30 protein-coding genes are annotated in these 23,572 nt (G+C 38.6%); 11 read left to right on the forward strand and 19 right to left on the reverse strand.

From position 1 onward, the window contains the following. Positions 1-373 precede the first annotated feature (373 nt). The 3 genes from R2Q78_RS03365 to R2Q78_RS03375 all read left to right on the forward strand — a co-directional run bounded on the left by R2Q78_RS03365 (position 374) and on the right by R2Q78_RS03375 (position 2,676). A complete protein-coding gene (locus tag R2Q78_RS03365) occupies positions 374-952 on the forward strand; it encodes a hypothetical protein (RefSeq protein WP_316788871.1) in 579 nt (192 codons plus the stop codon). A 453-nt stretch (positions 953-1,405) separates the two neighbouring features. Further along, a complete protein-coding gene (locus R2Q78_RS03370; protein ID WP_316788872.1) occupies positions 1,406-2,032 on the forward strand; it encodes a DUF6266 family protein in 627 nt (208 codons plus the stop codon). Positions 2,033-2,037: 5 nt separating this feature from the next. Continuing rightward, the gene (locus tag R2Q78_RS03375; protein ID WP_316788874.1) at positions 2,038-2,676 is read left to right on the forward strand and encodes a DUF6266 family protein; all 639 of its coding nucleotides are present in this window, start codon (positions 2,038-2,040) and stop codon (positions 2,674-2,676) included. Between the two features lie 77 nt (positions 2,677-2,753). Here the strand turns inward: R2Q78_RS03375 and R2Q78_RS03380 are convergent, their stop codons facing one another. After that, positions 2,754-4,541, reverse strand: coding sequence for a phospholipase D-like domain-containing protein (locus tag R2Q78_RS03380; protein WP_316788875.1), 1,788 nt, complete (start codon positions 4,539-4,541; stop codon positions 2,754-2,756). Positions 4,542-4,618: 77 nt separating this feature from the next. Then, positions 4,619-5,530, reverse strand: a complete 912-nt coding sequence (locus tag R2Q78_RS03385) for a helix-turn-helix transcriptional regulator (protein ID WP_316788877.1) — start codon at positions 5,528-5,530, stop codon at positions 4,619-4,621. 198 nt (positions 5,531-5,728) lie between these two features. On the opposite strand from R2Q78_RS03385, the gene R2Q78_RS03390 reads away from it, so the two are divergent. Beyond that, on the forward strand, positions 5,729-6,007 hold the full coding sequence (locus R2Q78_RS03390; RefSeq protein ID WP_316788879.1) for a hypothetical protein: 279 nt from the start codon (positions 5,729-5,731) through the stop codon (positions 6,005-6,007). A gap of 312 nt (positions 6,008-6,319) precedes the next feature. Here the strand turns inward: R2Q78_RS03390 and R2Q78_RS03395 are convergent, their stop codons facing one another. Together R2Q78_RS03395 and R2Q78_RS03400 are read right to left on the reverse strand one after the other, a co-directional pair. Continuing rightward, positions 6,320-7,102, reverse strand: coding sequence for a LytTR family DNA-binding domain-containing protein (locus R2Q78_RS03395; protein WP_316788881.1), 783 nt, complete (start codon positions 7,100-7,102; stop codon positions 6,320-6,322). A 4-nt stretch (positions 7,103-7,106) separates the two neighbouring features. Continuing rightward, the gene (locus R2Q78_RS03400) at positions 7,107-8,723 is read right to left on the reverse strand and encodes a sensor histidine kinase (protein WP_316788882.1); all 1,617 of its coding nucleotides are present in this window, start codon (positions 8,721-8,723) and stop codon (positions 7,107-7,109) included. A gap of 278 nt (positions 8,724-9,001) precedes the next feature. On the opposite strand from R2Q78_RS03400, the gene R2Q78_RS03405 reads away from it, so the two are divergent. Together R2Q78_RS03405 and R2Q78_RS03410 are read left to right on the forward strand one after the other, a co-directional pair. Beyond that, positions 9,002-9,361 carry a hypothetical protein gene (locus R2Q78_RS03405; protein WP_316788884.1) on the forward strand — a complete coding sequence of 120 codons (360 nt, stop codon included), beginning with the start codon at positions 9,002-9,004 and terminating at the stop codon, positions 9,359-9,361. A gap of 36 nt (positions 9,362-9,397) precedes the next feature. After that, positions 9,398-10,027 carry a DUF2185 domain-containing protein gene (locus R2Q78_RS03410; protein ID WP_316788886.1) on the forward strand — a complete coding sequence of 210 codons (630 nt, stop codon included), beginning with the start codon at positions 9,398-9,400 and terminating at the stop codon, positions 10,025-10,027. A 324-nt stretch (positions 10,028-10,351) separates the two neighbouring features. Here R2Q78_RS03410 and R2Q78_RS03415 read toward each other — a convergent pair whose 3' ends face one another. From R2Q78_RS03415 to R2Q78_RS03425, 3 genes are all read right to left on the reverse strand, one after another. Next, positions 10,352-11,053, reverse strand: coding sequence for a hypothetical protein (locus R2Q78_RS03415; RefSeq protein ID WP_316788888.1), 702 nt, complete (start codon positions 11,051-11,053; stop codon positions 10,352-10,354). A gap of 189 nt (positions 11,054-11,242) precedes the next feature. Beyond that, on the reverse strand, positions 11,243-11,770 hold the full coding sequence (locus R2Q78_RS03420; RefSeq protein ID WP_316788889.1) for a DUF4199 domain-containing protein: 528 nt from the start codon (positions 11,768-11,770) through the stop codon (positions 11,243-11,245). Positions 11,771-11,882: 112 nt separating this feature from the next. Next, positions 11,883-12,347: a response regulator transcription factor gene (locus R2Q78_RS03425; protein ID WP_316788891.1), complete on the reverse strand. Its 465-nt coding sequence runs from the start codon at positions 12,345-12,347 to the stop codon at positions 11,883-11,885. A 112-nt stretch (positions 12,348-12,459) separates the two neighbouring features. Between R2Q78_RS03425 and R2Q78_RS03430 the strand changes: the two genes are divergently transcribed. After that, positions 12,460-12,927 carry a hypothetical protein gene (locus R2Q78_RS03430; protein ID WP_316788893.1) on the forward strand — a complete coding sequence of 156 codons (468 nt, stop codon included), beginning with the start codon at positions 12,460-12,462 and terminating at the stop codon, positions 12,925-12,927. A 20-nt stretch (positions 12,928-12,947) separates the two neighbouring features. Here the strand turns inward: R2Q78_RS03430 and R2Q78_RS03435 are convergent, their stop codons facing one another. Continuing rightward, entirely contained in the window at positions 12,948-13,469 is a 522-nt protein-coding gene (locus R2Q78_RS03435) for a TlpA disulfide reductase family protein (protein ID WP_316788894.1), read from the reverse strand. A 38-nt stretch (positions 13,470-13,507) separates the two neighbouring features. Further along, positions 13,508-14,200, reverse strand: coding sequence for an energy transducer TonB (locus tag R2Q78_RS03440; RefSeq protein WP_316788896.1), 693 nt, complete (start codon positions 14,198-14,200; stop codon positions 13,508-13,510). Between the two features lie 72 nt (positions 14,201-14,272). Here R2Q78_RS03440 and R2Q78_RS03445 point away from each other — a divergent pair, with 72 nt between their 5' ends. Then, positions 14,273-14,854, forward strand: coding sequence for a hypothetical protein (locus tag R2Q78_RS03445; protein ID WP_316788898.1), 582 nt, complete (start codon positions 14,273-14,275; stop codon positions 14,852-14,854). 50 nt (positions 14,855-14,904) lie between these two features. After that, positions 14,905-15,438, forward strand: coding sequence for a hypothetical protein (locus tag R2Q78_RS03450; protein WP_316788900.1), 534 nt, complete (start codon positions 14,905-14,907; stop codon positions 15,436-15,438). 86 nt (positions 15,439-15,524) lie between these two features. On the opposite strand, the gene R2Q78_RS03455 is transcribed toward R2Q78_RS03450, so the two are convergent. From R2Q78_RS03455 to R2Q78_RS03485, 7 genes are all read right to left on the reverse strand, one after another. Continuing rightward, complete coding sequence (locus R2Q78_RS03455) at positions 15,525-15,902, reverse strand: hypothetical protein (protein WP_316788902.1); 378 nt, start codon at positions 15,900-15,902, stop codon at positions 15,525-15,527. A 162-nt stretch (positions 15,903-16,064) separates the two neighbouring features. Beyond that, a complete protein-coding gene (locus tag R2Q78_RS03460; RefSeq protein ID WP_316788903.1) occupies positions 16,065-16,526 on the reverse strand; it encodes an SRPBCC family protein in 462 nt (153 codons plus the stop codon). 6 nt (positions 16,527-16,532) lie between these two features. Beyond that, complete coding sequence (locus R2Q78_RS03465) at positions 16,533-17,255, reverse strand: phytanoyl-CoA dioxygenase family protein (protein WP_316788904.1); 723 nt, start codon at positions 17,253-17,255, stop codon at positions 16,533-16,535. Between the two features lie 147 nt (positions 17,256-17,402). Then, positions 17,403-17,777, reverse strand: a complete 375-nt coding sequence (locus R2Q78_RS03470; protein ID WP_316788906.1) for a hypothetical protein — start codon at positions 17,775-17,777, stop codon at positions 17,403-17,405. A gap of 65 nt (positions 17,778-17,842) precedes the next feature. Next, positions 17,843-18,712 carry a hypothetical protein gene (locus tag R2Q78_RS03475; protein ID WP_316788908.1) on the reverse strand — a complete coding sequence of 290 codons (870 nt, stop codon included), beginning with the start codon at positions 18,710-18,712 and terminating at the stop codon, positions 17,843-17,845. A gap of 77 nt (positions 18,713-18,789) precedes the next feature. Continuing rightward, positions 18,790-19,347, reverse strand: a complete 558-nt coding sequence (locus R2Q78_RS03480) for a GNAT family N-acetyltransferase (protein WP_316788910.1) — start codon at positions 19,345-19,347, stop codon at positions 18,790-18,792. 16 nt (positions 19,348-19,363) lie between these two features. Then, complete coding sequence (locus tag R2Q78_RS03485) at positions 19,364-20,374, reverse strand: hypothetical protein (RefSeq protein ID WP_316788912.1); 1,011 nt, start codon at positions 20,372-20,374, stop codon at positions 19,364-19,366. Positions 20,375-20,544: 170 nt separating this feature from the next. Here R2Q78_RS03485 and R2Q78_RS03490 point away from each other — a divergent pair, with 170 nt between their 5' ends. Next, entirely contained in the window at positions 20,545-20,823 is a 279-nt protein-coding gene (locus R2Q78_RS03490) for a zf-TFIIB domain-containing protein (RefSeq protein ID WP_316788914.1), read from the forward strand. 57 nt (positions 20,824-20,880) lie between these two features. Here the strand turns inward: R2Q78_RS03490 and R2Q78_RS03495 are convergent, their stop codons facing one another. The 3 genes from R2Q78_RS03495 to R2Q78_RS03505 are packed head-to-tail and all read right to left on the reverse strand — an operon-like array spanning position 20,881 to position 22,310. Beyond that, positions 20,881-21,285 (reverse strand): hypothetical protein, encoded by a 405-nt coding sequence (locus tag R2Q78_RS03495; protein WP_316788915.1) that lies wholly within the window; start codon positions 21,283-21,285, stop codon positions 20,881-20,883. A gap of 48 nt (positions 21,286-21,333) precedes the next feature. Next, positions 21,334-21,828: a YdeI/OmpD-associated family protein gene (locus R2Q78_RS03500; protein WP_316788917.1), complete on the reverse strand. Its 495-nt coding sequence runs from the start codon at positions 21,826-21,828 to the stop codon at positions 21,334-21,336. Positions 21,829-21,836: 8 nt separating this feature from the next. Next, positions 21,837-22,310: a DUF6265 family protein gene (locus R2Q78_RS03505; RefSeq protein WP_316788920.1), complete on the reverse strand. Its 474-nt coding sequence runs from the start codon at positions 22,308-22,310 to the stop codon at positions 21,837-21,839. A 77-nt stretch (positions 22,311-22,387) separates the two neighbouring features. On the opposite strand from R2Q78_RS03505, the gene R2Q78_RS03510 reads away from it, so the two are divergent. After that, positions 22,388-23,569, forward strand: a complete 1,182-nt coding sequence (locus R2Q78_RS03510) for a TlpA disulfide reductase family protein (protein ID WP_316788922.1) — start codon at positions 22,388-22,390, stop codon at positions 23,567-23,569. Positions 23,570-23,572: the final 3 nt, after the last annotated feature.

The following is a 23,572-nucleotide window of genomic DNA, read 5'->3' on the forward strand; positions in this document are numbered from 1 at the left end:
TTATAGATCAAGCGCCTACAAATTACTAAAAATAATAGCAAACCGAAAGCAATTAATCTAATATATCGTAAATATGAAGTTTATTTAAACAACTAAAAAACTAAAATAATATTTTGATTAAGATGCTTTCGTAAGCATCCAAATAAAAGTTCCTAAGTTTGATATTTCTGATCTTTATTACAAACCATTAATACAAGATCAAAAATGCAAAATGAAGTAAGTAAACGGATGAAGAGCTGGATATTATCGACTGGATCCAAATGAATAACAAGAACGGCATCTTCATAGACAAACAGTCCATGAAGAAATTTGGCAACATTTTGTCTCGCGCAGAAAGTCTAGATAATCCTATATTTAGTCAACCATTGAACCTATGTTAACGAACTCGAAACTATACCTGCTCACGCTCCTAGCCCTGCTCTTTTCTACTGCAATTCTTGCGCAAACTCCTGCACAAGTCCGCAAATGGAAGAAGTTTGTAAAGTCCTGCGATTGCCCGGAATTCGACGAATCAACTGGATTTACGAGACTATTGAACATTAGCCATTCTGCTAATGAAATTGAAATAAGACTTAGTGAATTGAGCATGGGGCACGGCAACCACACCATCATCACTTACAATAAAGGGCAATACCGCGCCCTCTATTACATTACCAAGCGCAGTTTTAGCTTTTATCCACCGGAACCCCGCAAAAGCCCTTACAACAAGTATCAAATTAATAGCTCTGGGCTAGATACCATCCTTAATAAAATAATACAAGCAGGTGTATCCAAAAGGGAAGACCCGGGAGTTGATAATATGGCGGCCACAGATCTGGGCATCATCAAGGTCCAATACAAAATAAATAGCGACACGGGTAGTTACCAATTCCAACCTCCTCATAAATCTATTAAAAACCCGCCCAATCCTGATGCCTATAAGAAGATGTCTAAAATAGTAGGCTTGTTCTAAACCATGACAGACAGTGTCCGTGTTATTAATTACAAAAGAAAAAGAGGTTAAGGAAATACACCATTTTAAGATAGTTATTTAGTAGTCATAAGTATCTCTCCAAAAGCTTCCCACAAACAGCCTAAAAATTCTGGAAAAACTTCCTTATATCTTCCCTCTCTATCCGTCTAAATTTCGATTTTAATCGAAGCAATATCGAAGAGGAGTCGAATATCAATCGCAAATTCGTCGCAATCTTTCTAGGCTTTCTCCTGAATTTCTGTGGACTTTCACCGGAGTTTTGCATAAAAAAAAAAGATCAATTGTTGTCAATTGTTGTCAACTTATCCTTAGACAGCCCCTTCACTATTGCAGTTCTGAAAACTATGATTTAGCTTTATTCCGTTATCTACTACAAATCAACAAGATACCAAATAAAAACAACCAAATAACAACCTCTTAAACCTAACCGAAATGGGAATTCTAAAAAACGGAATCTTCGGTGGCTTCCAACAAAAAACTGGTCCGCTCACAGGTCGCCGTGTAAAAGGGCAGAACGTCATCACCGGACTGCATCACTCTAGCAATATCCCTAGAACAGATGCCCAGAACTACCACAACGAAAAATTCAACTATATGTTTGAATTTCAGCAACCGCTAAAAGCACTCATCGCTACAGGTTTCAAGTACGCTTTTAAAAAAGGCAACGCCTTCACGCAAGCCCTGTCTTACAATTTTGAGCATGCCCTGGTAGATGATGGCACTGAATACAAGCTGGACTATCGGGCTTTTTTATACAGCAAAGGCAGTTTGGAAGCGCCTTTCAATCCGCTTGTATCTTTCGCGTCGGGCTCTGTCTTGTACAAATGGGCTTTGACCAGCCATTGCGATTATGATGACCTGGCTAGCTTTATGGTCTACAATGAAGACCAGAACTTGCCCATGGCCAGTGTAGATACGGTAAAGCGCAGCGCCTGTAGCTACGCTTTGCAGTTGCCGGAGCCTTTTGCCTATGGCAAAATCCATTGCTACATGAGCCTCCGCTCGGCAAAGTACAGAAAGGTAAGTAACAGTATATATGTTGGACTATTGACACTTTAAAAATCATGGCAAGAGTAAATAATGGCATTTTCGGTAACTACAGCGGCAAGGTCGGCAGTCTGGTCTTCTATCAAGTGAATGACAAGACTTATGTACGCTCGAAGGGCGAGATCACTACGGATCCTAGTGATGACCAACAGTATTGTAGACGCGAGATGGCCCTGGCTACTTTCTTCGTGAAGTCGGTCTTGAAATTTCTGCGAGTGGGTTGGTTGCCAGAGGCTAAACTGAAAAAGAGTTCTGCTTATCACCTCGCCATGTCTTATCACAAGAAGCACGCTATCAAAATTGTAGGTTCTATAGTAGAGCTGGACTACAGCAAGGCTTTGCTTTCTAAAGGCTCTTTGCTCCCTGCTCAGTTGCCGACTGTGATTCTGGATCCCGAGGGTTTGTTATTCAGTTGGTTTACAGATCAGCTACAACCGCAGCAGTCTGACTGGGATCAGGTGATGTTAATGGCGTATTACCCTGCTACGGGCAATGCGGTGTATATACTCGGAGGGGTCAACAGAGCCGCCGGTAGTATGGTTTTGGAGATTCCAGCAGAAATGAGGGTCGGCTCGGTAGAGACGTATATTGCCTTTGTGAATACGGATAGAACGGCAACTTCGGATAGCGTGTATACCGGATTGGTCAATATCTGATCCTAAAGCTTTTGCAAAGCTTCTCTCACACTCCAAAAAGTCCAACCTGATCGGTTATGTAAAAAACGCTAACCTTTCTAACCAAACCCCTGCATAGATACATACGCCATCACTCTCTTATACCTAAAAGTACCCGACTCATATTTTTCCAGCCAAACCCCGGTTGTATCCAAAAATGGGCTCTGACTTTTAGAAGCTGCATTTTTTTTAACCTTGTTATAGACCGACCTAAAATAATAATGATTGAAGATTCGATTGTATTCGGTAAAATAGATATCTGCAACGCGCATATTCCCACGGATGATGAGCATGTTTTCGTCGTTACTATTCGTAGATGCCGTACTAAAATTAGCGGAGCCCGTAACCACCAGTGGATCACTACTTAAAGGATCGACTAGCAAAAACTTAGAGTGAATGTAGGAAACATGTTTGTTCACCCCTAATTTCTGCGGAGAAATCTCCTTTGCCCACTGATAAAGGGAGTCCTTGAGATAGTTTCCAAAGGCCTGATAAACATTCTGTCTGTAGCCGATCTTCACAAATGTTGATTTGTTCTTCTCTGTCGCAGCGTCCTCTTTTTCCAGCAAGAAAAAAGTAACCGCCGACGTCGCATCGTTGTCCAACACGGCTTCTTTGAACAACTTATTGATACCAAAAGCAAGTGTAATGCAGGAAACGCTCCGTGCACTATCCAACATCTTCACATAACTTTCCAATACATCTGGTCCGCGGCGCGGACTAAACACTGTGGTTATACCCTCCGCAATATCCTCCAGACGGCTGTATTTGAAATTTGGCTGAAGTTTCTCTACCGCAAGCTTCAGTTCTTTGTTTTTGGCCATGCCGGTGTTTTTATCATCTCCCGCCTGCGCACCTGGATCGGCAGACAGTATATCCCAATAGGCTAAGAACTTTTTCGCAACGGCTTCATTTCTGACCCAGTGGCCAACGTTGGTCTGCCCGTGAATGCCACCATCGGAGATATTTGTAGATCCGGTCCAAACCTCCTTGGCAACTGCTCCAACAGGTTTGTAGACCATAAACTTGTTGTGTTGGATGTTACTTTTGTTAGCCTTGCGTTCAATAATCGCGGACATGGGGATTTCTGCAGCCTCTATAAAACGGATATTGTCTCTCCAGGGGAAAGCTTCTACATCTTTCTGTTTTTTAGTATCATAACTTGAATTGTCTTTAGCATCAATGATGATCTTGACCTTAACTCTTCTTTCCAGTGCCGATTTTAGCTTATCCAGAAGCGGACTATACCTGAATTCGTAAAAGCAACAATAAAGCTCATCCCCTTCTACGCATCGATCTATAAAGGCAAACATCGCCTCATCCAATTCCCTGCTGAGCCAATCAAGGGCTTCCTGTTTTTTTGCAGGGTCCTGTATATCTTTTGGCCCAAGGTTATTGAACCTTATCCGGTATGCCTGACTACTCGCCACTCCCCTGTTGAAAAAGACATCGTGTTCCTGATCGCTAAAAAGTGGTTCAGTACTGATCTCCACCGCAATAGGTTCGGCAGATCTATCTAATGCGTTTGGTGTTCCCTTAATCGGATGAAACCAATAGGTATACCTGGAATTCTCCTTACAGGTAAAATCGTCCCATACAAAACTCTGTACCGGATGATCTTCGGTACTCACCACCGTATCTTCATTCGGATCTGGAATAATTTCCTTGAATACTTTGTACCCTTTAATATACCGCCTGTTGCCCGACTGCTGATCTAGCCGCTCGACGGCAAAACCAAGCAGTCCGGCGGTATCCGCTTGTCGAAAATCAATAGCAAATGAAATGGTGTTGACACCGGATATCGCGTATACAGTGTATCCGGAAACGAGATCTGATTTAGCCCTCATGAGATGTAATTTAGATTAACGTTAACTATTTGTAATAAAGATAGTTAAACAAATTAAAATCTCATACAAAACTTCTCTTAAACTACATCTTCCTGCTGAGCCAGTCGCTTTCTGTATGAAGCGGGAGAATATCCGGCATAACGTTTAAAATATTTACCAAATAAAGAAGCATCGCTGAAATTTAGCGCATCTGCTATTTGAGTGATGCTTAACGATGTCTGTTTTAGTTTTGCCTTTGATTCGAGAATGATAATGTGATGAATCCAATCCCGTGCTGTTTTTCCTGTAGTTGCCTTTACGGTTTCACTAAGGTGTTTAGGCGTTACATTTAACAGTTCGGCATATCCGTTAACTGTCCGAAGTTGAAGATGTTTTTGAACTAGTAGTTGCTTAAACCGCATAACCATTGTTGATTGGATATTTGATCTCACAAATTCCTCACGATCATATCTATCATAAAGGCCTGCTACTTCATGCAAAACAATATTTATATAACTTCTGATGATCTCATTTTTATAGTGGTTGGGAGAATTGGTTCTTTTTTTAATATCCTGTAAAAGGCCATTGACAAGGCTGACTTCTTCGTTATTTATTTGGATAACCTTTAGTGTTTCATGCTGAAAGAACCTAAAGCCCTTTAGCAAGTCAAGTTGTTTAATAGTTTCTAAAAGAAAAGGGCCTGTAAAGAACAAAACTTCCTCTGCATAGCCATCAGACTGCGCATCCCAACTTCTAATGACACCTGGTTCCATTGCAATCAGGGAACCGGGTGAAAGATGGTATTGTTCTAAATTGGCAAATAAAGTCGCACTTCCCCTGGTACATACCGCAATGCCGAAATAGGAAGCACGATGCGGGAATTTGCTCAACTGCATTGGAGAAGAGAAAGAAGCTACGAAATAATCAAGCTCCGTTTTCTCCTGATCTTTCAATTCAGATGTTACAATTTCCAAAAGGCTAAACTCAGGAATAACAGTCTTTGTTCCCATCGTTGTTGAGATAATTTAATCGAGATAAAAATAGATAAAATTTCCAGTTCACCATTATCGATTCCTCACTACACGCAATAAATGGCTTTTGAAAAATTAAACAACCGTGCTTTCGACCACTTTAGCCGAATTAACGCTCTTTTAAAAAGAGCTGCGATGCCCGATTTTTGCGCATGAATTTTTAGGTTAAATATAGTTATGGGAAGACTTGAAATTAAGTGTCCACATTGCAAACAATGGACGGAGTGGGAAGGAAAATTGCATGATCGCTGCAAAAATTGTGATCAATTAATTGAGGAAGAAAAAATCACCAGGCTAAAGGTACTGGAAGAAACCAGAAAAGCCGAAGAGGAGCTTGAAAATGCCAGATTAGCAAAGCAAAACCCTTATGTAAGGAAGGTTTCGAATTTCGCAACAAACGTGTTTATCGGCTTTATTCTAATCATTATTGCTATTATTATTCTACATACCGGCTAAGATTTAAAATCATGCTTAATCTAACATTATTCTGGTCTTTTTCTTTGATTTCACTTTTTGTTTACATCATGAACAAGGCTGGTTATATTTTTCCAAACCTGATACAATGGTATTTAAATGATCTCCTTGTCGTGCCTATAGTTGCTACCCTTAGCAAGTGGTTTATGAGGTTGGTATTGCAACAATCGGATTTTATACTAATGCTTTGGCAAGTTGTTTTTATTGTTGTTGCATTTAGCGTCATATTCGAAATGGTGATTCCATTTTGGATGGAGAGATATACCAGTGATCCAGTTGATGTAATTACATACACTATTGGGGGCTTGTTCTATTGGAAAGTGATGAATAAGTGCCCTGCCCCAAAGCTTCTCTCACAGTATCCTTATTGGCTTTAGAAATGGGTATCTTTTCTCCGGACATCAGGAGTAGAATGCCACCGTCTTCTCTCAACCAGCTTTTCACATATTTTGGATTGACCAGATGAGTTTGGTGCGTTCTTAAAAAGCCGTTAGGCGTCAATAAATCAGCATATTCTTTAAGTGATTTAGAAACCAGTATCCTTTCGTCGTTTGAAAGGTAAAAACGGGTATAGGTATTGTCTGCTTCGCAACGGATAATTTCTGACAAAGTCACGTACCTGATTTCGCTCTGCATCTGCAAGGCTATTTTGGTACCATTCGTTTCAGGCTTTTTGAGTTGTTGCAGTAAAAAATCAAGCTGTGAAGTAGGTATTGGTGTGGCAAGTTTCTGTTCGGCTTTATTTACCGCCTCCTTTAATTCCTGGATATCGATAGGCTTCAAAAGATAATCTAAGGCGGCAAATTTTACAGCCTGTATGCCATAGTGGTCGTAAGCGGTCACAAATATAACTTCGAAATTACGCGTTGATAATTGCCTGAGTACATCAAAACCTGTTTCATCGCCCATTTGAATATCCAGAAACACCAGATCAGGTAAATATCGCTCAATAGCATCAACCGCATCATTTACAGTTCCAGCCGTAGCCACTATCGTTACCTGCGGACAGTGCTTTTCCAGCAAGATCCGCAGGTTTTCTAAGTTGGAAATTTCGTCGTCTATTAAAATTGCCTTCATGGTATTAAACCCAGTCTGTTAATGTTAAGCTTATTTTAGTGCCTGCAGTACTGGATTGTATGGCCAAAGTAAAGCGATTTTTTCTATAAATACTATTTAGCAGCGCTATTCTATTGTGACTTAACGGGAGCCCAAAACCCTTGCCCGCTTTCTGTATATCAAATCCATTCCCATTATCGGCGACAGTCAACACCAAATCATTTTCTTGCTTTGCCATCGTGATCGTCACTTTTCCATTGGTAGTTTTTTTTGCTATGCCGTGCTTCACTGCATTCTCTACAAAGGGCTGTAGCAGCATGCTGGGTATTTCTACAATATCTAAATTTAGGTCTTCGGAATGATTGATTTCGTATTGGAAACCGAACCGCAGCTGCTCCATTTGCAGGTAATCATCCAATAAGGTTTTCTCCTGTGACAGACTGATCAGTTCCTTACTATTAAGTACGTTGCGGGTCAATCTGGCAAATTTAGACAGGTATTGATTGGCATTCTCCACCTCATTTTTATTCATGAGGTTTTGAATGCCGGAGAGCGCGTTAAAGAGAAAATGAGGGTTAAGTTGAGAGCGGATAGAGTTTAACTGGAGCTTTGCAATGTTCTTTTGCTGCTCATGCTCTACCAGTTTTTTTTTATTTCTTTTTTTGTTGAAGTAAAGGATGATTAAAAAGATGAGTCCTATCAGTAGCGCGACGATCAGTGTATAGATCACAAGTTCTTTTTTGGTATAGTTTTCTTCATCTACAGTTACAGAAAGGGTATGTCTGGTGATGTACTTTTCTACGTCTTTTGCTGTGAGGTCGCAATTCCTGCAATTGTCCCATCTTATTGATGGCTCGATGATGATTTCATAATCTCCCGATTTTTTAAAGACGCTTTTGTCTATTTCTATGTTAGGTGAAGATCGGCGCGATTCATCAATATAGCCACCGTAGTTCCAGGTTTTGGTTTCGAAGACAACTTTATTAGTTTGCTTGTCTTTTATCGACATGGAATAGAGATAATCAATATCTGATGCATCTTTTATCAGGGTTAGGGTGAGGTCACGTTTGGCAAAAGTAAGCTTCGTAATTCCCCTGAGATCGGTGATGTTAGTGTAACTATAATTTCCTTTTTCTCCGGTAAGTTTAGAAAAGAATTTGATTTTCGCCATCGGAATAGGCTTTCCGTAAAAGATGGTTTTGTAAACATCCTGAGGTTTTTGAATGTCGTAGGTAATTATGGTAATGATTTTGTTTTTTACAGTAAAGACACCGAAATCGGTAGAGCGGAGTATTTCATCCTCACCCCTGTCGACATTTTTCAACTTTGCTACGTCTATCGGTTTATTTACGATTATTGGCGTGTCATCCTCCAAAATAGTATACCGATAGTGCTCTGGATTATCCTTCTTTCTAAAATAAATTGCAACGCTTATATTGTTAATTTCGGGTAAGAAATTGAAGGCTGTATGCGGCTGATTTGGAAATATATTGGCGTAAAAAACGTTTCTTGCCGAACTGTCTATAGACATGAGCATTTTCCCTCCAGTAGCATAATTACTGGAATAATTGATACCTTTTTGCGCATTTGCAGTGGATAATGTTATTATGAGGCAGAGAAATGTGAAGAGGATCTTTTTCATATTGACAAGTTTGATTTCTCACCAAACTTGTCACAATAATAGCGAAACTAAAACCATAAAATAGCAAGAGTACTGTTTCAAATAGCAGAGGTATAGGTTTGTGCAGTATTTGGAAATACAGACCGGTTACGTATCATGACTTTCAAGAGTTTTAGTTTATATGAAGATCAAAAATAAGATAAATAACAATTCCGAAACAGTTCATCTGTCTTGGAATAACGATTAATTCCTTAAAATGAATAACTTTATATATTGGATTAATGTGCTCTCTATCAAATATGAATTGGACATTATCAAATCACTGCCTGGCATTTTTATTATTATTGTCAAGTCGGGAATTCCGTAAAAATGCAGATAGTGTTGCTTTGAAACAAAAGAAAGAGCGATATGAGTCTTATAAACTTGGAGATACCTTATTATTTCGTTATGAACATGGATTCGTAAGTGAAAGACAGGAAGATTTATATGTCGACGACGATTGTATAGCAAAGGGAATTATCTATTATGATAATGAAAACCTCATGATATTCAACGAGAAAACAAAAGTGATGGAAAAACCAAAAAAAAGATTGATTCTGCGTATTAAACCTGGAAAAGAATATTGGAGTAGCTATTTAGATTGGGAAACTATTGATTAATGACTCTCATAACTGTTTACCTAAAAAACATTACCAATGCCTAGCTGGAAATTAGAGGATGCTAACGAAATTAGAAAGGAAGCCCCATATACTTTTTATAAACCGTCTGATCATATCATTGATCACCTGATACCAGGGGCGTCTATTGTCAAACTGATATTTTCTTTCGATTCCGTTGATCCGGAAGCTCCGAGTGCAGAACGAATGTGGGTCACTATAGACTCGGCAGAAAACAATGGAATTTATACCGGTGTATTAGATAATGAGCCACTGTATATACAAGACTTAAAATTAGGGGATACAATCACTTTTGGAAAAGAAAACATTATCGACTACGATACGCTTGATGAATTAGACATCGAAGATCCACTTGGAGAAATGATTGAGAAATATAATAAAAGATGTTTTGTTTCTAACCATATTATAAAGGACGGTTATAAGGTTGGAAGGCTATTTAAAGAAGATGGTGACTATGAAAATTATTCAGGTTGGACTTTGATGAGTGACCACGAAAGTCAGGACTACGTAGATGACCCCGTTAATCTTCAGTATATATCGTTAGGAACGATATTAAACATTGATGACAGCTTCATTCATTTGCTTGATGAGCCAATGGACTCTGAATTTGCGAGAGATAATGTCACTGGAGATTATTTTAGTATTTAGCAATAACTTTCCAGCGTCTTTGCTATACTCCAGTAGATTGTTTTATCATCCTAATATCGCAATATAGGCTAAACAGAATTATTCGGATATTCACTATATTACTTGTACAATCAACATAAAAACTAGCACGCTGTCTTATGCGAAGTCTTACATTCTGGTAGCACCTATATTATTTATAGCATACCTGCTTAGATTACCGATACTGGACGTCATGTTCGAGATATTCTAATAGACGGCTATAAAACAAGAGTTCACAAAGATGATCGAATATATCACATCACCGCTTATCAGGAAAACGTTCTGATCCGAAAGCAGCCAACAACGTTACAACCTTTCAAAATACTTCCCAGTAAACTTGTACGTGATAAATTTATTAGTCACCCTATGCTTTTCATCAACTAAAGCTAACTTTATCATCTTTGAGTCTTTGTTGTAAGTAATCAGACTAACTGGTCGTTCGGGCCTGTCGACGACCGAGAAAAAGTCGTAATCCAGACTTAGCTTATTAGTCAGTCCGCTTTTTGTCTTAATCAATTTTACTTGGTCATCAAGACCAACATCGTTTATTCTGAAAACACTAATGCCTTGGCGGCTGTCTTTTGTTGAAAATACCGAGTTCCCTATCCCCAGATAATATAACTTTCCATCATTGTAGAGTGTGTAGATTTTTGAATAGAGTTTACCTGCATCAAAGTTCTCAGTGACGATGGCTTTAGTCCAAACCTTGCCACGAATCTTGTATTGATAAACATTGTAGTAGATATGCATAGTTCCACCGAGTAAAGTATCCCAGGAATAGATCCTGAACAATCCATCATCTGAACTTACAATGGACACTCCTGATTTCTTTAAGGCCTTGAAATCAAAACCCAATGTACCAGGGTCGTTTCCATATTTTGCAAGCATGCTCTGAAAAAGCTGATTTGCTTTAACCAGCGAATCTCCATATTCTACTTTAGGATGCGTACGTTGAAACTCATACCACTTCCCTATTTCGCGAAACTGATTTAGAAGCTTGGTTTCCATTGATGGTGCATCTAACGCAAAGGAAGAATATGCGGTTGATAACACAAGAGCGATTATGGCGAAGCATTTCATAGCATGATGAATTTAATGCAATCTACTAAAATCTAAACCCGATCTTAAAGAATTTAATGAAGCTATATGCTTTCGGATATAATTCGGTTTTAACGCTATGGATATTTCTGGAGACGACTATTCTAACTTCGGCATTTTCCGCTTTAACACCAAAGCCGTTACGATAGCCACCAATAATCCAACCGGCAATATTTCCATATAGGTGGCTCCTGCTACCCCAATCCAACTACTGTACCACTCTCTAAACATGTCTATTTGTTGGCGAACGGCAGTTACCTGCTCAGCGCTCATTTGGCTTGTTTTAGCGGGACTCAACTGGTAGGCTGCTAGTTTATCTATGAAATCGGGGAAGAAATTATAGTAAGCGATCATCCAACCAAGAACATACAGGGTCGAAGCAATGAGTGCCATATATAAGGACATCAAAAAAGCCTTGCCAAAGCTGATTACTCCACCATTATATTTATCCCTGTAGTTTTTTACTCCTACAAATATGAGAGAAAAAGACAGCAACATGGCTGCATAGCCAAGGAGCATGCTGCCTTCAAACGAGTCCTTATTGTAACAATACTCAATAGAGGCAGCCATAAAGGTAGCCACGCAGACACCCGATATCAGTCCGTAAACGAGTACATTTCTCTTCATGTTGATTTGAATTAAGTTTAGGCTTCAAAGTTGTGCTTTACACTTATTTTTTGCCTCATACTTTAGTATGAATTTAATAAAAAATAGGGTTTATAATAAAAGGTGATTGAGACTAAGGTATGATTTTTAACTTCCTGGCTTTTTCAACAGCCTGAGTACGGCGTTGTACTTCCAATTTTTCAAAGAGTTTTGACGAGTGTGTTTTAATAGTGTTCAACGATAAAAACAAGCGTTCGGCAATTTGCTGATTACTCAGTCCGTCTGCTATGGACTGCAGTACTTCCATTTCCCTACTGGTCAGCCCCAGGCGGGAAAGCTCCGCCTCATTCAATATGAAATCTCCGGCTTCAACAACCACCTCCTTCTCTACAATTATTGTATTTGTTTTGGGTTGAGTTAGTTTCCTTGACAGCCAGATACCCAGTGCCATAAACATCAGGGCAATTGCACCTGCATACAATTCGAAAGCATGATCAAGTACGACGAGGCGCCATTCGAGCCATTTCATGATCAATAACAACACAGCCAGCGATGCTCCGTATAATAGTATAGACCGGTTGCGTATAATGAATTTCAAGAGTTTTAGTTTATATGAAGATCAAAAATAAGATAAATAACAATTCCGTTTAAATCTTACGTTTCTCTAAAAAACATTAGATTTATAACGTGATAATTAACGCTCTAAAAACATGAAGTTATTTATAAGATTAAAAACAACACACTTCTTTTGCATTTTCGCATTGCTTCTGGCTTCTTGTTCTCCAAAAGCAACTCAATTACTCGACTTTGGACAATTTACAATTAAAGTTCCCAAACATTGGCAGCAAGTTAAGGTGAATGGAATTGATAGCTACGTAGGAAGAATTAAAATTAATGATCAGGAAGCTGCTGGATTTGATCTAGGAGCCTATTCCAATCGTCTGAATGATAAAGACCAACTTTATGAGTATCTGACTATTGACAATAAGAAAGCTAAGATAGTGAGGCCTATGATTTCAGGGAAGGGAACTACCGGAGTTTACATTGACAGCATCGGTTACTCAAACATAGGTAGAGTCAGATTTCAGCTTAGTGGCCGAAATCTGACAACGGCTAATGAAGAACTGTTGATTAAAGCTTGTAAGACTTTAAAATTTAACAATAAGAAAGCCGACTAACCCTATAGCGATGGCCATCCTTATTTAGCGAGTTTACTCATTCTCTCTTCTATAAACTTAACCATTTCATCAAATTCCTTTTCGTTGAATCCGATCGACTGATAAATGATCTTACCATTTTCGTCGGCAATAACATTACGGGGAATGGACTGTGTAGCAAATAACTTGAAGATGTCGCGTTTCAAATCCGGAAGCATTGGGAAGGTGAATCCTTTTTTCAGTTTGAAAGGATCAAGGATATCCCAGCCCTCCTCGCGGCCGAATACCAGGAACGCAAACTTAGGATTGTTTTTATATTTATTCCAGATCTTTTCCTGTACCAGGGGCAACTCAGCATTGCAGGGGCCGCACCAAGTGGCGAAAAAGTTAATTAATACCAGCTTGCCTTTGTAATCGGCGATATTTACCGTTTTACCTTTCTCAATTTCAAAAGAAAAATCAGGCAGTTTATCTCCTACTTTTGTGAGTGTTGTAGGGTCAGTTTGCGCTAGAACTGCAATCGGCAGCAAGGCAATAAGTAGGATTAGTTTTAATGTTTTCATAACTAAAGATAAAGATTCAAACTGAATTATCTAGCAATCTATCCTTTAGGCGCAGGCAGGTGCGATAATCTAAACGACATTTTCATTTTGACTTTTACATCCACGGCCTTACCATCAACAATAGTAGGAACCCAATCTGATGGCAGAGACTTAAATACACGTAAAGCTTCCTGTTCCAGTCCATAGCCAATATTAGTTATAGCTTTTTCCTTAATCACGTTCCCTTCTTTGCTAATGATAGCATCAATAATAACTGTCCCCTGAATATCGTTTTGTTGTGCATCAGCAGGATACCTCATACTGCGAAGCATAATGGCTGACAACTTTGCGTCACCACCAAAGTAAACGCCTTTAGTGATAAGCTTCCGAACCAAATTACCCTGATCGTCTAACTGCTCTACCTCTACTATCATCTTAGTTTCAGCGCCCAGTAAAAAAGTCTGGCTACCAAAATCGTACCTCTGAACCAACTTTCCGTCGTCAAAGCATTCCCAAACACCAATTTTTTTGTCATGATCGTATTCGCCAAGTTCTGAATAGCGAGAAATACTGGCCGAATAAAGTCCATGTTTTACTTCCGGGTTAGCTTTTAATACACTGTACTTTTCGTTGATCGTGTAATTCGGATTGGTCTGTGTTCTGGATACTTTTTGTGTTTCCTGAGCAAACGTACACTTGAAAAAAAAGCTTAGAAAAACTGTGGACAGGAGTGCGTTAAAAGTTGAGTTCATATCGTTAATTTATAATGAAGTTAACAAAATTTATAATTATTTGTACTTTCATACCTGAATTAACGAATCTCAATGAAAACAAAAAGCATTATCTATATTGCATTGGCTGCAATACTTTTGATTAGTATCGCAATTCGGGAAACAGGATTAATCAAAATCGATTTTTATAAATCTAATACTAGATTAACATCAACTATTAACTGGAAGGGCATTAACACTTCTGAGCCCGAAAATGAGGTTAGCCAAATGGTCAATAAAAATGACCTGTCTATCGTAATCTTATCTGGAAGAGATACCTTGTACAAAAAGATTAATAAATTTGTCCCTATTGTAGTCAAAATTGACAAACTGGATTCAGGCCCATTATGGTTTCCGCTATATAAATCAACTAATTATAGTGCTGTTGCAAGTACTTCTCTCTTTGGAGTTGGTTATGAGAATCGATCGAATGGTCTTATCAGACATCTGGAAATACGAATAAATATTATTGGCAGACTAAATATTACTGGAATTTGTTCGCATCGTAAAGCAAAAGAAATACTTTATAAATCTATCGTTGAGAAGATTGCTGAGGATACAAGAAACAAATTCGCAGAGCTGCCTAAAGTCTTTTTCACTGGAAAGATGAAAAATAGTTTGGCTATGGGCAAGTAATAAAACTCATTTTTTCATATATTGCATTTAACGCTTTATAATCAAACATCATGATCAAAAAATTAATACTCTCATTCACACTGATCGCAGCAGCACTTAGTTCGGAAGCACAATCCAATACAGCAGCTCAAAAACCTTTACCTATTGGGCCACCTCAAAAAAACGCTATATTTTTCGCAGATAGCGTAAAAATATCCAGGAGTGATATTCAATTGATACCTATCGACAATATCGCCTCTTTTACAGTTATTGAAAACAAAGATGCTATTATAAAAGCTGGATACAATGGTGAAATGCCGCTTGCTTACCTGGAAACTAAAGCCTTTGCAAGAAAAAGGTATCAAAGTTTTTTATCTTCCAGATCCAGTGAGTACGCCAGTCTTTTATCGAATAAAAGCAGTGAGGAAGGGATAATTTATATCCTAAATGAGGAGGTTTTAGGAAAATCGTTAGAACGTGAACTTGCTGCTATAAACACTGAAAGTTTCATAGCGACTAAGGTCGTAAAGGGTCAGGATTTGCCATCAAAATATAAACAAGGTGATCCAAAATTCGGCGTATTTATCACAACTAAAAAGCTGTAAAACGACTTTATCCTTAGTCACTATTGGATTATCTTGTGAAGTATAATAAAGCTACTCATGTCTGAGCAGCTTTATAATTTGTTGTGCTATTCTCTTTTCAGAGCTAATCTTTTTATCCGATAAAAACGTTCGCCATAGTCGAACCGAATTTCACCGTCATAGTTTTCGTCAAATCGCTTCTCAGTCCAATTGTTCCGAACAAGCATTTCTTTTTCTTGATCTGATAATTCAATTTCACTTTCGTCTCTTGACTTTGAAAATTTAAAATAAATTGAAATATAGCCTCCTTTAGCCTTCATCTCAATCAGATCAAAATTATTTGAAATCCTTTTTAACGAGTCATTTTTGTGTAGCTCAAAAAGGCTAAACTCTCGACCATTGGTTTGCCTCAAATGATCACCAACTAATGTTGAAAGTATGAATACGTCTTTATTGTTGTTAGCAATTGGATTTGTTGTCAACAATCTCGAAGGAGTAGAACACCCAAGTAGAAAGATTGTCAGTATGATTAGGCTTCTGTGCATTGTAGCTAATTAAATATATCAAATATCCAGAGTTCATGGATTTGTGTGAGAATGCCACCTCCGACATTATCACCGCGTTTTAAAAACACGTTGACTCGTGAGTTATTTTTGCTCTCTTTTTTCTGCGTACTCCTTTACTACTTTATTTCTTTGAACCAGCAGTGCACTCATATACTGTTTTAAGAAAATTTTGTCTGCCAGTTTTCCTAAAAGACCAAGTGGCGAAACATAATTAAATACGTCGATCATTAGTGTAGCCTCACCTTGTGCTTCAAAAATATGTTCATGTTTAAAGCTCTTAAAAGCTCCAGAAACCATTTCATCGACAAAATAATCAGGAGCATTCATCGCAGTAATTTTTGAAGTAAGCTTTTGGACAATCCAGAAGTGCCTAGCTTCCCATGTTACCCATTCGTTCAACTCAATCAATCCGGATTTCTTACCAGCTACGGCTTTCTCATTGGTATGAGCTGTAGAGATCTGGTGAAGATCGATGCTTCTTGCGAGGTCAAACACCGTTTGTTTTGGTGCATCAATGAAAGTTTCTAATCGAATGACAGGCATATATAATTAATGGATTTCCTTTGAATTTATTCTTTCCGACCAAGCCAAATTTCCCAGAAGCTCCTGATTACAGAACTCGATATGAATAACCCTTCTTCGATTGTTATTGGTTGTTCTACTGGAACTATGAAGTAACAACGGCTTCATAATCATTATGCCTCCTTTTGGAACAGCACAGACTACTTCCATTTCCTTTTCCCAGTTAATGTCTTCAGCACGGTAAACCTCCTTGCGGTGTGAGCCCGGAACAACTTTTAACGCTCCATTCTCTTCATCTGTGTCGTCCAAATGAATCCTGACTGTAAAGCTGCTTTCCAAAATATTTAAAGGAGGCTGCACAGCAAACTGCCCTTGTCTCACCGTCCAATTCGTATACCCATCTAGTTCCAGTCGCCGGTCTACTGATATCGTGAGGTCCTGATGATAAGAAACAAACCAGTTTGATTGCTCTGGCTTATCAAAATAAATAGATTTGACAACAAAGTAATCTTTACCGAACAGCTGCGCAATTAGATCTTTAAATGCGTCTATAAAAATCAACGGACCGATTTCCGGTACTTCTTTCAGGAACTGTCGGATTGCAAAGAGATCGGCTGATCTTCTGAAAGTTTCGCCAGAGCCATTTGCATGTTCTATTATTTCACAAAACTGTTGGATCTGCTCAGAGGTAAACACATTGCTGATAGTTGTAAACCCCTCGGTTTCGATTTGAGCTTTATTGACGTTCATGGAAAACGAAGTTAGCAGTTATTCTTCATCGAACAAGTTTGCTTATATAAAATCAAGGCTTCTGTCAATCGCAGCATCTACACTTAGACAAAAAAATAGCCCGATCAATTTAATGATCGGGCTATTTTAGTATTACTGTTGACTAAACTATCTGGTACAATCTGCTGTCCAGGTCGCTCCGTCTTTTACAACAAGCATTTTTAAAGTACTGGCATTAATGGTGATACCCGTGAACCCGGATCCAACACTTACATAAGAATTGTCGTCTTTTTTCTCGAATTTAATTCCGGTAAGGTCTGGTATATTATTACCAAAGTAAAAACTGTACTTATCATCAATTTTACTCACAGTAATTTTCCCATCTGAGCTGTTAATCGTTGTACCGTCTTTTTTGTATGAAACTGTTCCTTTATAGGTTCCTACAAAAAGATCTTTGTCTGCCGGATCTGTATCCTTTTTGCAAGACATCATAACTACTGTTGCTATTAAAAGCATGCCTAAAAATTGAATTGATTTTCTCATAATATAGATTTAATGTATCCAATTAAAGGCAAAGGTCATGCCATTACGTGCTTGTCACCGAAAATCTACTTCTTCTCAGAAAAATCTATCTTCTTCGCATAATCTTTCTTAATCTCTATAAGTATTACTCCATTAGCGGCTTTAGCACCATAAAGCGCAGTTGCCTCAGCACCTTTCAACACATCAACTTTTTCGATCCAACCAGGAGGAATTTCCTTCATTTTTTCTGCGTTTATTGTACAGCTCTTCTTGCCCGCATAGATAAGATACATAGGTTCCTGGTTTACCAATACTGAAGATATACCGCCCAATATAATTTTTTGCTCTGCCATTTTAATGACCATACCATCTTTCAAAGGAATTTCTATCTTGGAATAGCCAAGCAAAGTAAAGATAAAGAGTGTCCCATGATCCGCATCTGCTACGCTCAGGTTAAATTTACCATCGACATGTGTCTGCGCAAGCACATTTCCGAAACCTTTTTGTACCACCTTCACCCCTTTTAAAGGCTCGCCCGTGAGTTCATCTAGTATTCTACCCCTAATGGTATCTGCGGCTACAGATGGCTTGACAGTTGGCTCTACAAAAGTCGGACGTAGTGCGCTAGTCTGACTATCCTGTTCTACCACTGGTCTCAATTCGTTTGCCTGTGCCGGGGTATACAAGATAGTACCCACGGCCAGCGGCAATAACCACTTCCAGCTTGGTTTTGATGGTGGCAACAACAGTTCACGGTAAAGCTGTTCTGACAATAAGCGTCCGCAGACATTGTCTTTCTTCTTCGTGAAAAAACTGATCAGCTCCGCATCGGATTTACCGGTGAGGTCCACTATATGTTTTTCGCAACTGTCGCAATAACGACCGGAACCGGCCTGTTGCATGTCATCCCATTGCTTTGAACAGGGATTGGTCAATATCAATTGTAGCTTTTTCAAGTTCTAAGGTTTTAACAAGGATGCAGTAATTTACCAATTTCCATAATGGCTTTTAGAGAACTGGTATAATATAGTCCCTACCCCGCGCTATTCAGCAAGCCATAAATCTCACTATCCAGGAACTTGCCATCGAAATAATAATCTTCTCTGAAATAGGCTTCCTTGATAAAACCATGTTTAAGCAGTAGTTGTCTTGAAGCATCATTTGCGGGGTTTATGTTTGCACACATGGAATGCAGGCCCATGGTATTAAAACCAAAGTCGATTATCGCAGTTAAGGCTTCAGAAAGAATGCCCTGTCTCCAATAATCAGGATGCAGCATATAACCGATCTCTGCCCTATGATTGGCAAGATCTGTTCTCCAGTAACCCAGATTACCAATCATCTGCTCAGGGTTTTCTTTGAGGGTGATCGCCCAGATCATGTTCATGCCTTTATGAAAATTCTCGTTGATGCTTCTAATTACTGCTTCAGAATCAGCTACTGCTTTAGGACGAGGGCGCTCAATGTAACGCATAACTTCAGGATTCGTTCTAAGGTTGAACAGTGCGGGAGCATCTGAAAGTGTCTGTTCTCTCATTAATAAACGGCTCGTCGTAATATCGGGAAGCTGTGGTAAGTTGATTTGTAGCATATAATGAATCTAGGGTTTATTTACAAAACTTCTCCAGCAAAGCATTAGCTTCTTCTCCTCCTAAAGCTTTAACTTTTCGCCAATCTTCACAGGCTCCGTTTAGATTACCCAATTTCTGTTTACAAATCCCCCTTTTATATAATTGTTCTTTATCATCTGGCTTACTTCCAAGAGCCAGGTTATAGTAGTGAAGAGCAAGTTCGTAATTTCCATTGTTGTACGCTAAATTGGCCTTGTTTCCCTCAAAGTAGCTTGGGATCGCTTTGTCTGATGTAAAATATTTCTTTTCTTGCTGCATCAAGACAGAAACCGGCTTACCGTTGATACGTGCTGGACTCCATTTGTGCTTTGCGGAATTAAATATTTCGACATAAGCTTTATCGTATTTTGGATTTATACCCTGCAAAATTTTTAGACTATCGGCTACACCATCTTTGTCTACGATGAAGCTAACCAATAATTCCCCAGATTTGACTGATATCTCTCTTTTACCCATATTAGCAGATATATAATCACTGAAGTCTGGACCACTAAATTGTGCATATATTTTTTGACCTGATTGATATAGCGTATCCGTCCCATTGATACGGAAAACATCTGCGTTCGTTAATGGCATAGCATCTTGCAAAATTTCTTCCCTGGTAAACGTATACTTTATTGCCATGGGGTCTGTAAACCCCTGAGCGGTACTTTGTACAATAACCAGAGTCGATTTCTTCAAATCCAGTACTTTGAAAACATTTACTACAGTGCCTGCTGAACTGCTCACGTTTATTCTATCCCCTACAACGTTGAAGAACATTTCCCAGCCTAGATTGTAATAGACGCCTGAATAAAACATTTTGTCAGTGGGTTTGAAATTATACTTCACATAAGTATATTTTAGAATGTTTTCATCAGGCAATTCCTCCCCACTCAAATAGGTGACACGAGTGGCAATCCAAGAGCCATAAAGTTCTGATGTCTTTATCTGAGCTAAAACCGAAGTGCTTAAAAAACAGAGATACAGGAAAATTTTAAATTTCATTGCGTTAAAATAAATATGCCATGAAGATATGGATTTTAGCAAATTCAACTTGCATTTATAAACTTTTTCCGAAGTCCTGCCTACGAGTACACCGCAGGAAAGTTACAATTATAATAAAACATCATTCTTCTAAAAACGTTGTATTTCAAAGAAAACTTAAAGTATAAAGCATGAAATGTCCAAGTTGTAACGAAACCCTATTGATGAGTGATAAAAACGGAATTGAAATTGACTATTGCCCAAATTGCCGGGGCATCTGGTTGGATCGTGGCGAACTTGATAAAATTATTGAAAGGTCAGCAACACACTATTCAAGCAAAGACAATTACGGAAAAGATCAGGAGCGTTATTCACAACGTGATCAGGAGTATCAGCAACGTAGTCAGGAATATCAAAAGCCATATCACAAGAAAAAAGGGTCGTTCCTCGGAGATATTTTTGACTTTTAATCATGCTGATATAAGGAATGAGGATTAATAGGATGTAGCACTATAGGATACAGTATGTTACCTATAAAACTCTGGTTTAGAAACCTCTCTAAAATCGAGTTTCTTGACTTTACCATCTTTTGAATAAACCTCTAAAATGAATGAGTTATATTTCTTTTGCAACGAATCGTCAATGGATATTAAAGTCTCCCACTCTGGAGTGATATAGTATTTCTGCTGATTTGAAAGTATAGCCACAAGTGCATTACGGTTTTGTCCCTCATGGTAGATGGTGTCAACTCTCCCTTCAAAAATTTCGTTTGAAAAATCTATGCGCACCTGCTCTTGAAAGGTTGGACCAAATAAAGCGCCGTACAAGGACATCCCCAATAGCCACAGCATAAAGCAGCCACCTATACTGTATACAATGGCTTTATCAAGACCAGATATTACAAAATCAGGATGTTTGTTATTGCGAAACATAAAGTATCTAAAGACTATGATTTAATTTTCATGAATGCTGGGTTACACTTAATTTTTAAGTTCCCTTCCAACAAACCTGCCTTTGCCCAACAGGAAGTCTATTGCCTTTTGCACATTCTTTCCAATACTCTCCTGGGTTTTCAAATTGCTAATATACCTGACGATTTCATGCCTCAATGATGGTGTCAGTCCATCAAATACAGCTTTTGCTTCCTTATTTTCGGATAATGCTTTTAACAATTCGGGATGAGCCTCAATTTTTCTTTCTACAGGGTCAAAACTGACTGTAACCACTATCGTTTCCCCTATTCGCTTTGGTGAATGTTCCAGCATAACGGTGTTGATGTATAAACGCCATGCTCCACTGTATCTTACCAGGGTCTGATGATAGGATTTGCCATTAACTGTGCCTTTAATTGGAATTGGACTTTTACTTCTTCCGGCCTGCTTAAACACCTTATTTAAAATATCTTCCGGCACATCAACAAATGGATTGATACCGATAATCTGTATTTCTGCTTTGAATTCATTTTTGGCAGGCATGGAATTCTCTATTTTTCCTTAAATATAGAAAATTCATAGTCCACGCTATGCCCATTTCCAGATATTACTGCTTTTACGGTGTTGCCATTCCTGGTATAAGCGATCTTTTTCGGAAAGTCATGCTCAGGGTTTTCACAGACAAAAGCATTTTTGCTAATAGAGGTCAACTTAAAAGCTACAGGTTTCGGATCTCCTGTCAACCTAACCATATAAAAAATCTGGTTGTTCTGAACACTCAATTCAAGTTGCTCTTCAAAAACTGTTTTTTTACCTTCAAGTGTGATCCCCTTTCCTGTTAGTTTGGTGCCTGAAATCTTGTCCCATACTTCATAGCCCGACTGCCCTGCTTTAGGGTTAGTACGCTGCCATTTGCCAATCAGCCATTCCAGCTTTTTGAATTGTTGAGTGGTACTTTCCTGCGCCGATGCAATACGCCCCATACTCATAAGGAGCATAAAAAAGATAGTGAACCTTGTTTTCATGATCTTTTTCTTTCAAAAATAAGATTAAATTGAAATATTAATGACTATTCTATAACTTAGAAACAAATCCCACGCTCATGTACAAAAAACTGCTTTTGATAGTACTGTTAAGTCTGAATATCACTCTCCTGTTTGCTCAGAATGAACTTAAAGTTGGCGCACAAGCTCCTAAAATCGAATTTCAGAAATCGTACACTAAAAATTATAAGGTGCCTAAGGGAAAACCGATCATTTTGGACTTCTGGGCCACCTGGTGCGGGCCATGCGTTGCCGGGTTGATCGAAACAAATGATTTTATAGATCGCTATAAAGACAAATTTGAATTCATTGCCATTACTGATACAACTTCAGTCAACATAGAGAAATTTATAAAATCTCAGAATTTCAAACATCAGTTTTTGCTGGACAATGGAAAAACCTTTGAAAACTTTGGCGTCTTTGGTATCCCTCGTGCTTATCTCATAGATAAAGACGGTATCATCAAATGGTCTGGCAATGGACGACAAGTTACCCCTGAGCTACTTGATAAATTTTTAATTACGGGAGAAACGAAAACTGTTTACAACCCAAATACATCACCAGCTAAATTATCTGATAGAAAGCTAACTGCTATTCCTGCAATGGGTACATTTAACGTCCATATTTTGGAAGAGAAACTTCCTATGAAATATTCCTTATCCTGGTCCTTAAAGCCTGACACTTCTATGTTCAAAGCTCAATTGGCACCTATCTCTGAGATCATTGCCGCACTCTACAACAATCAACACAACAGGATTATCTATCAGTCTGATAAAGATCTTACAAATAAGAAAATCGCTGTTGATGCTCTGGTGACAAATACGGATCCTGATAAAATGAAATCGCAACTGATCGGAATGATCGGAGAACGATATGGATTTAAAGCGAGTGTGCAAGACATTGATACCGTAGTATATTCACTAAAAGTAGTCGCCCCTGATAAGTTAGCCCCAACTATTATGACCGGCAAAAAAGGAAGTGATGGTGGTGGGAAATTCTCTAACTCTATTAGAGCTGAATCTTTCCTGACAGTAATGAATGCAACCCTAACAGAACTTGCCGCAAATTTCGAAAGGCAATTTGGTGTTTTTTGCAAAGCAGAAACCGACGACAAGAACGGCTATGATTTCCTGCAGGTCCCTGCACAGGACTTCGAAAGCTTTAAAGCCAACTTGTTGAAAAAGTATGGAATTGAATTGGTGAAAACGAGACAGAAATTGACTTTTCTTATCATTGAATAGATT

Origin of the sequence: Pedobacter frigoris (assembly GCF_032678645.1) — a bacterium.
In the GTDB taxonomy this organism is placed as follows: Bacteria; Bacteroidota; Bacteroidia; order Sphingobacteriales; family Sphingobacteriaceae; genus Pedobacter; species Pedobacter frigoris_A.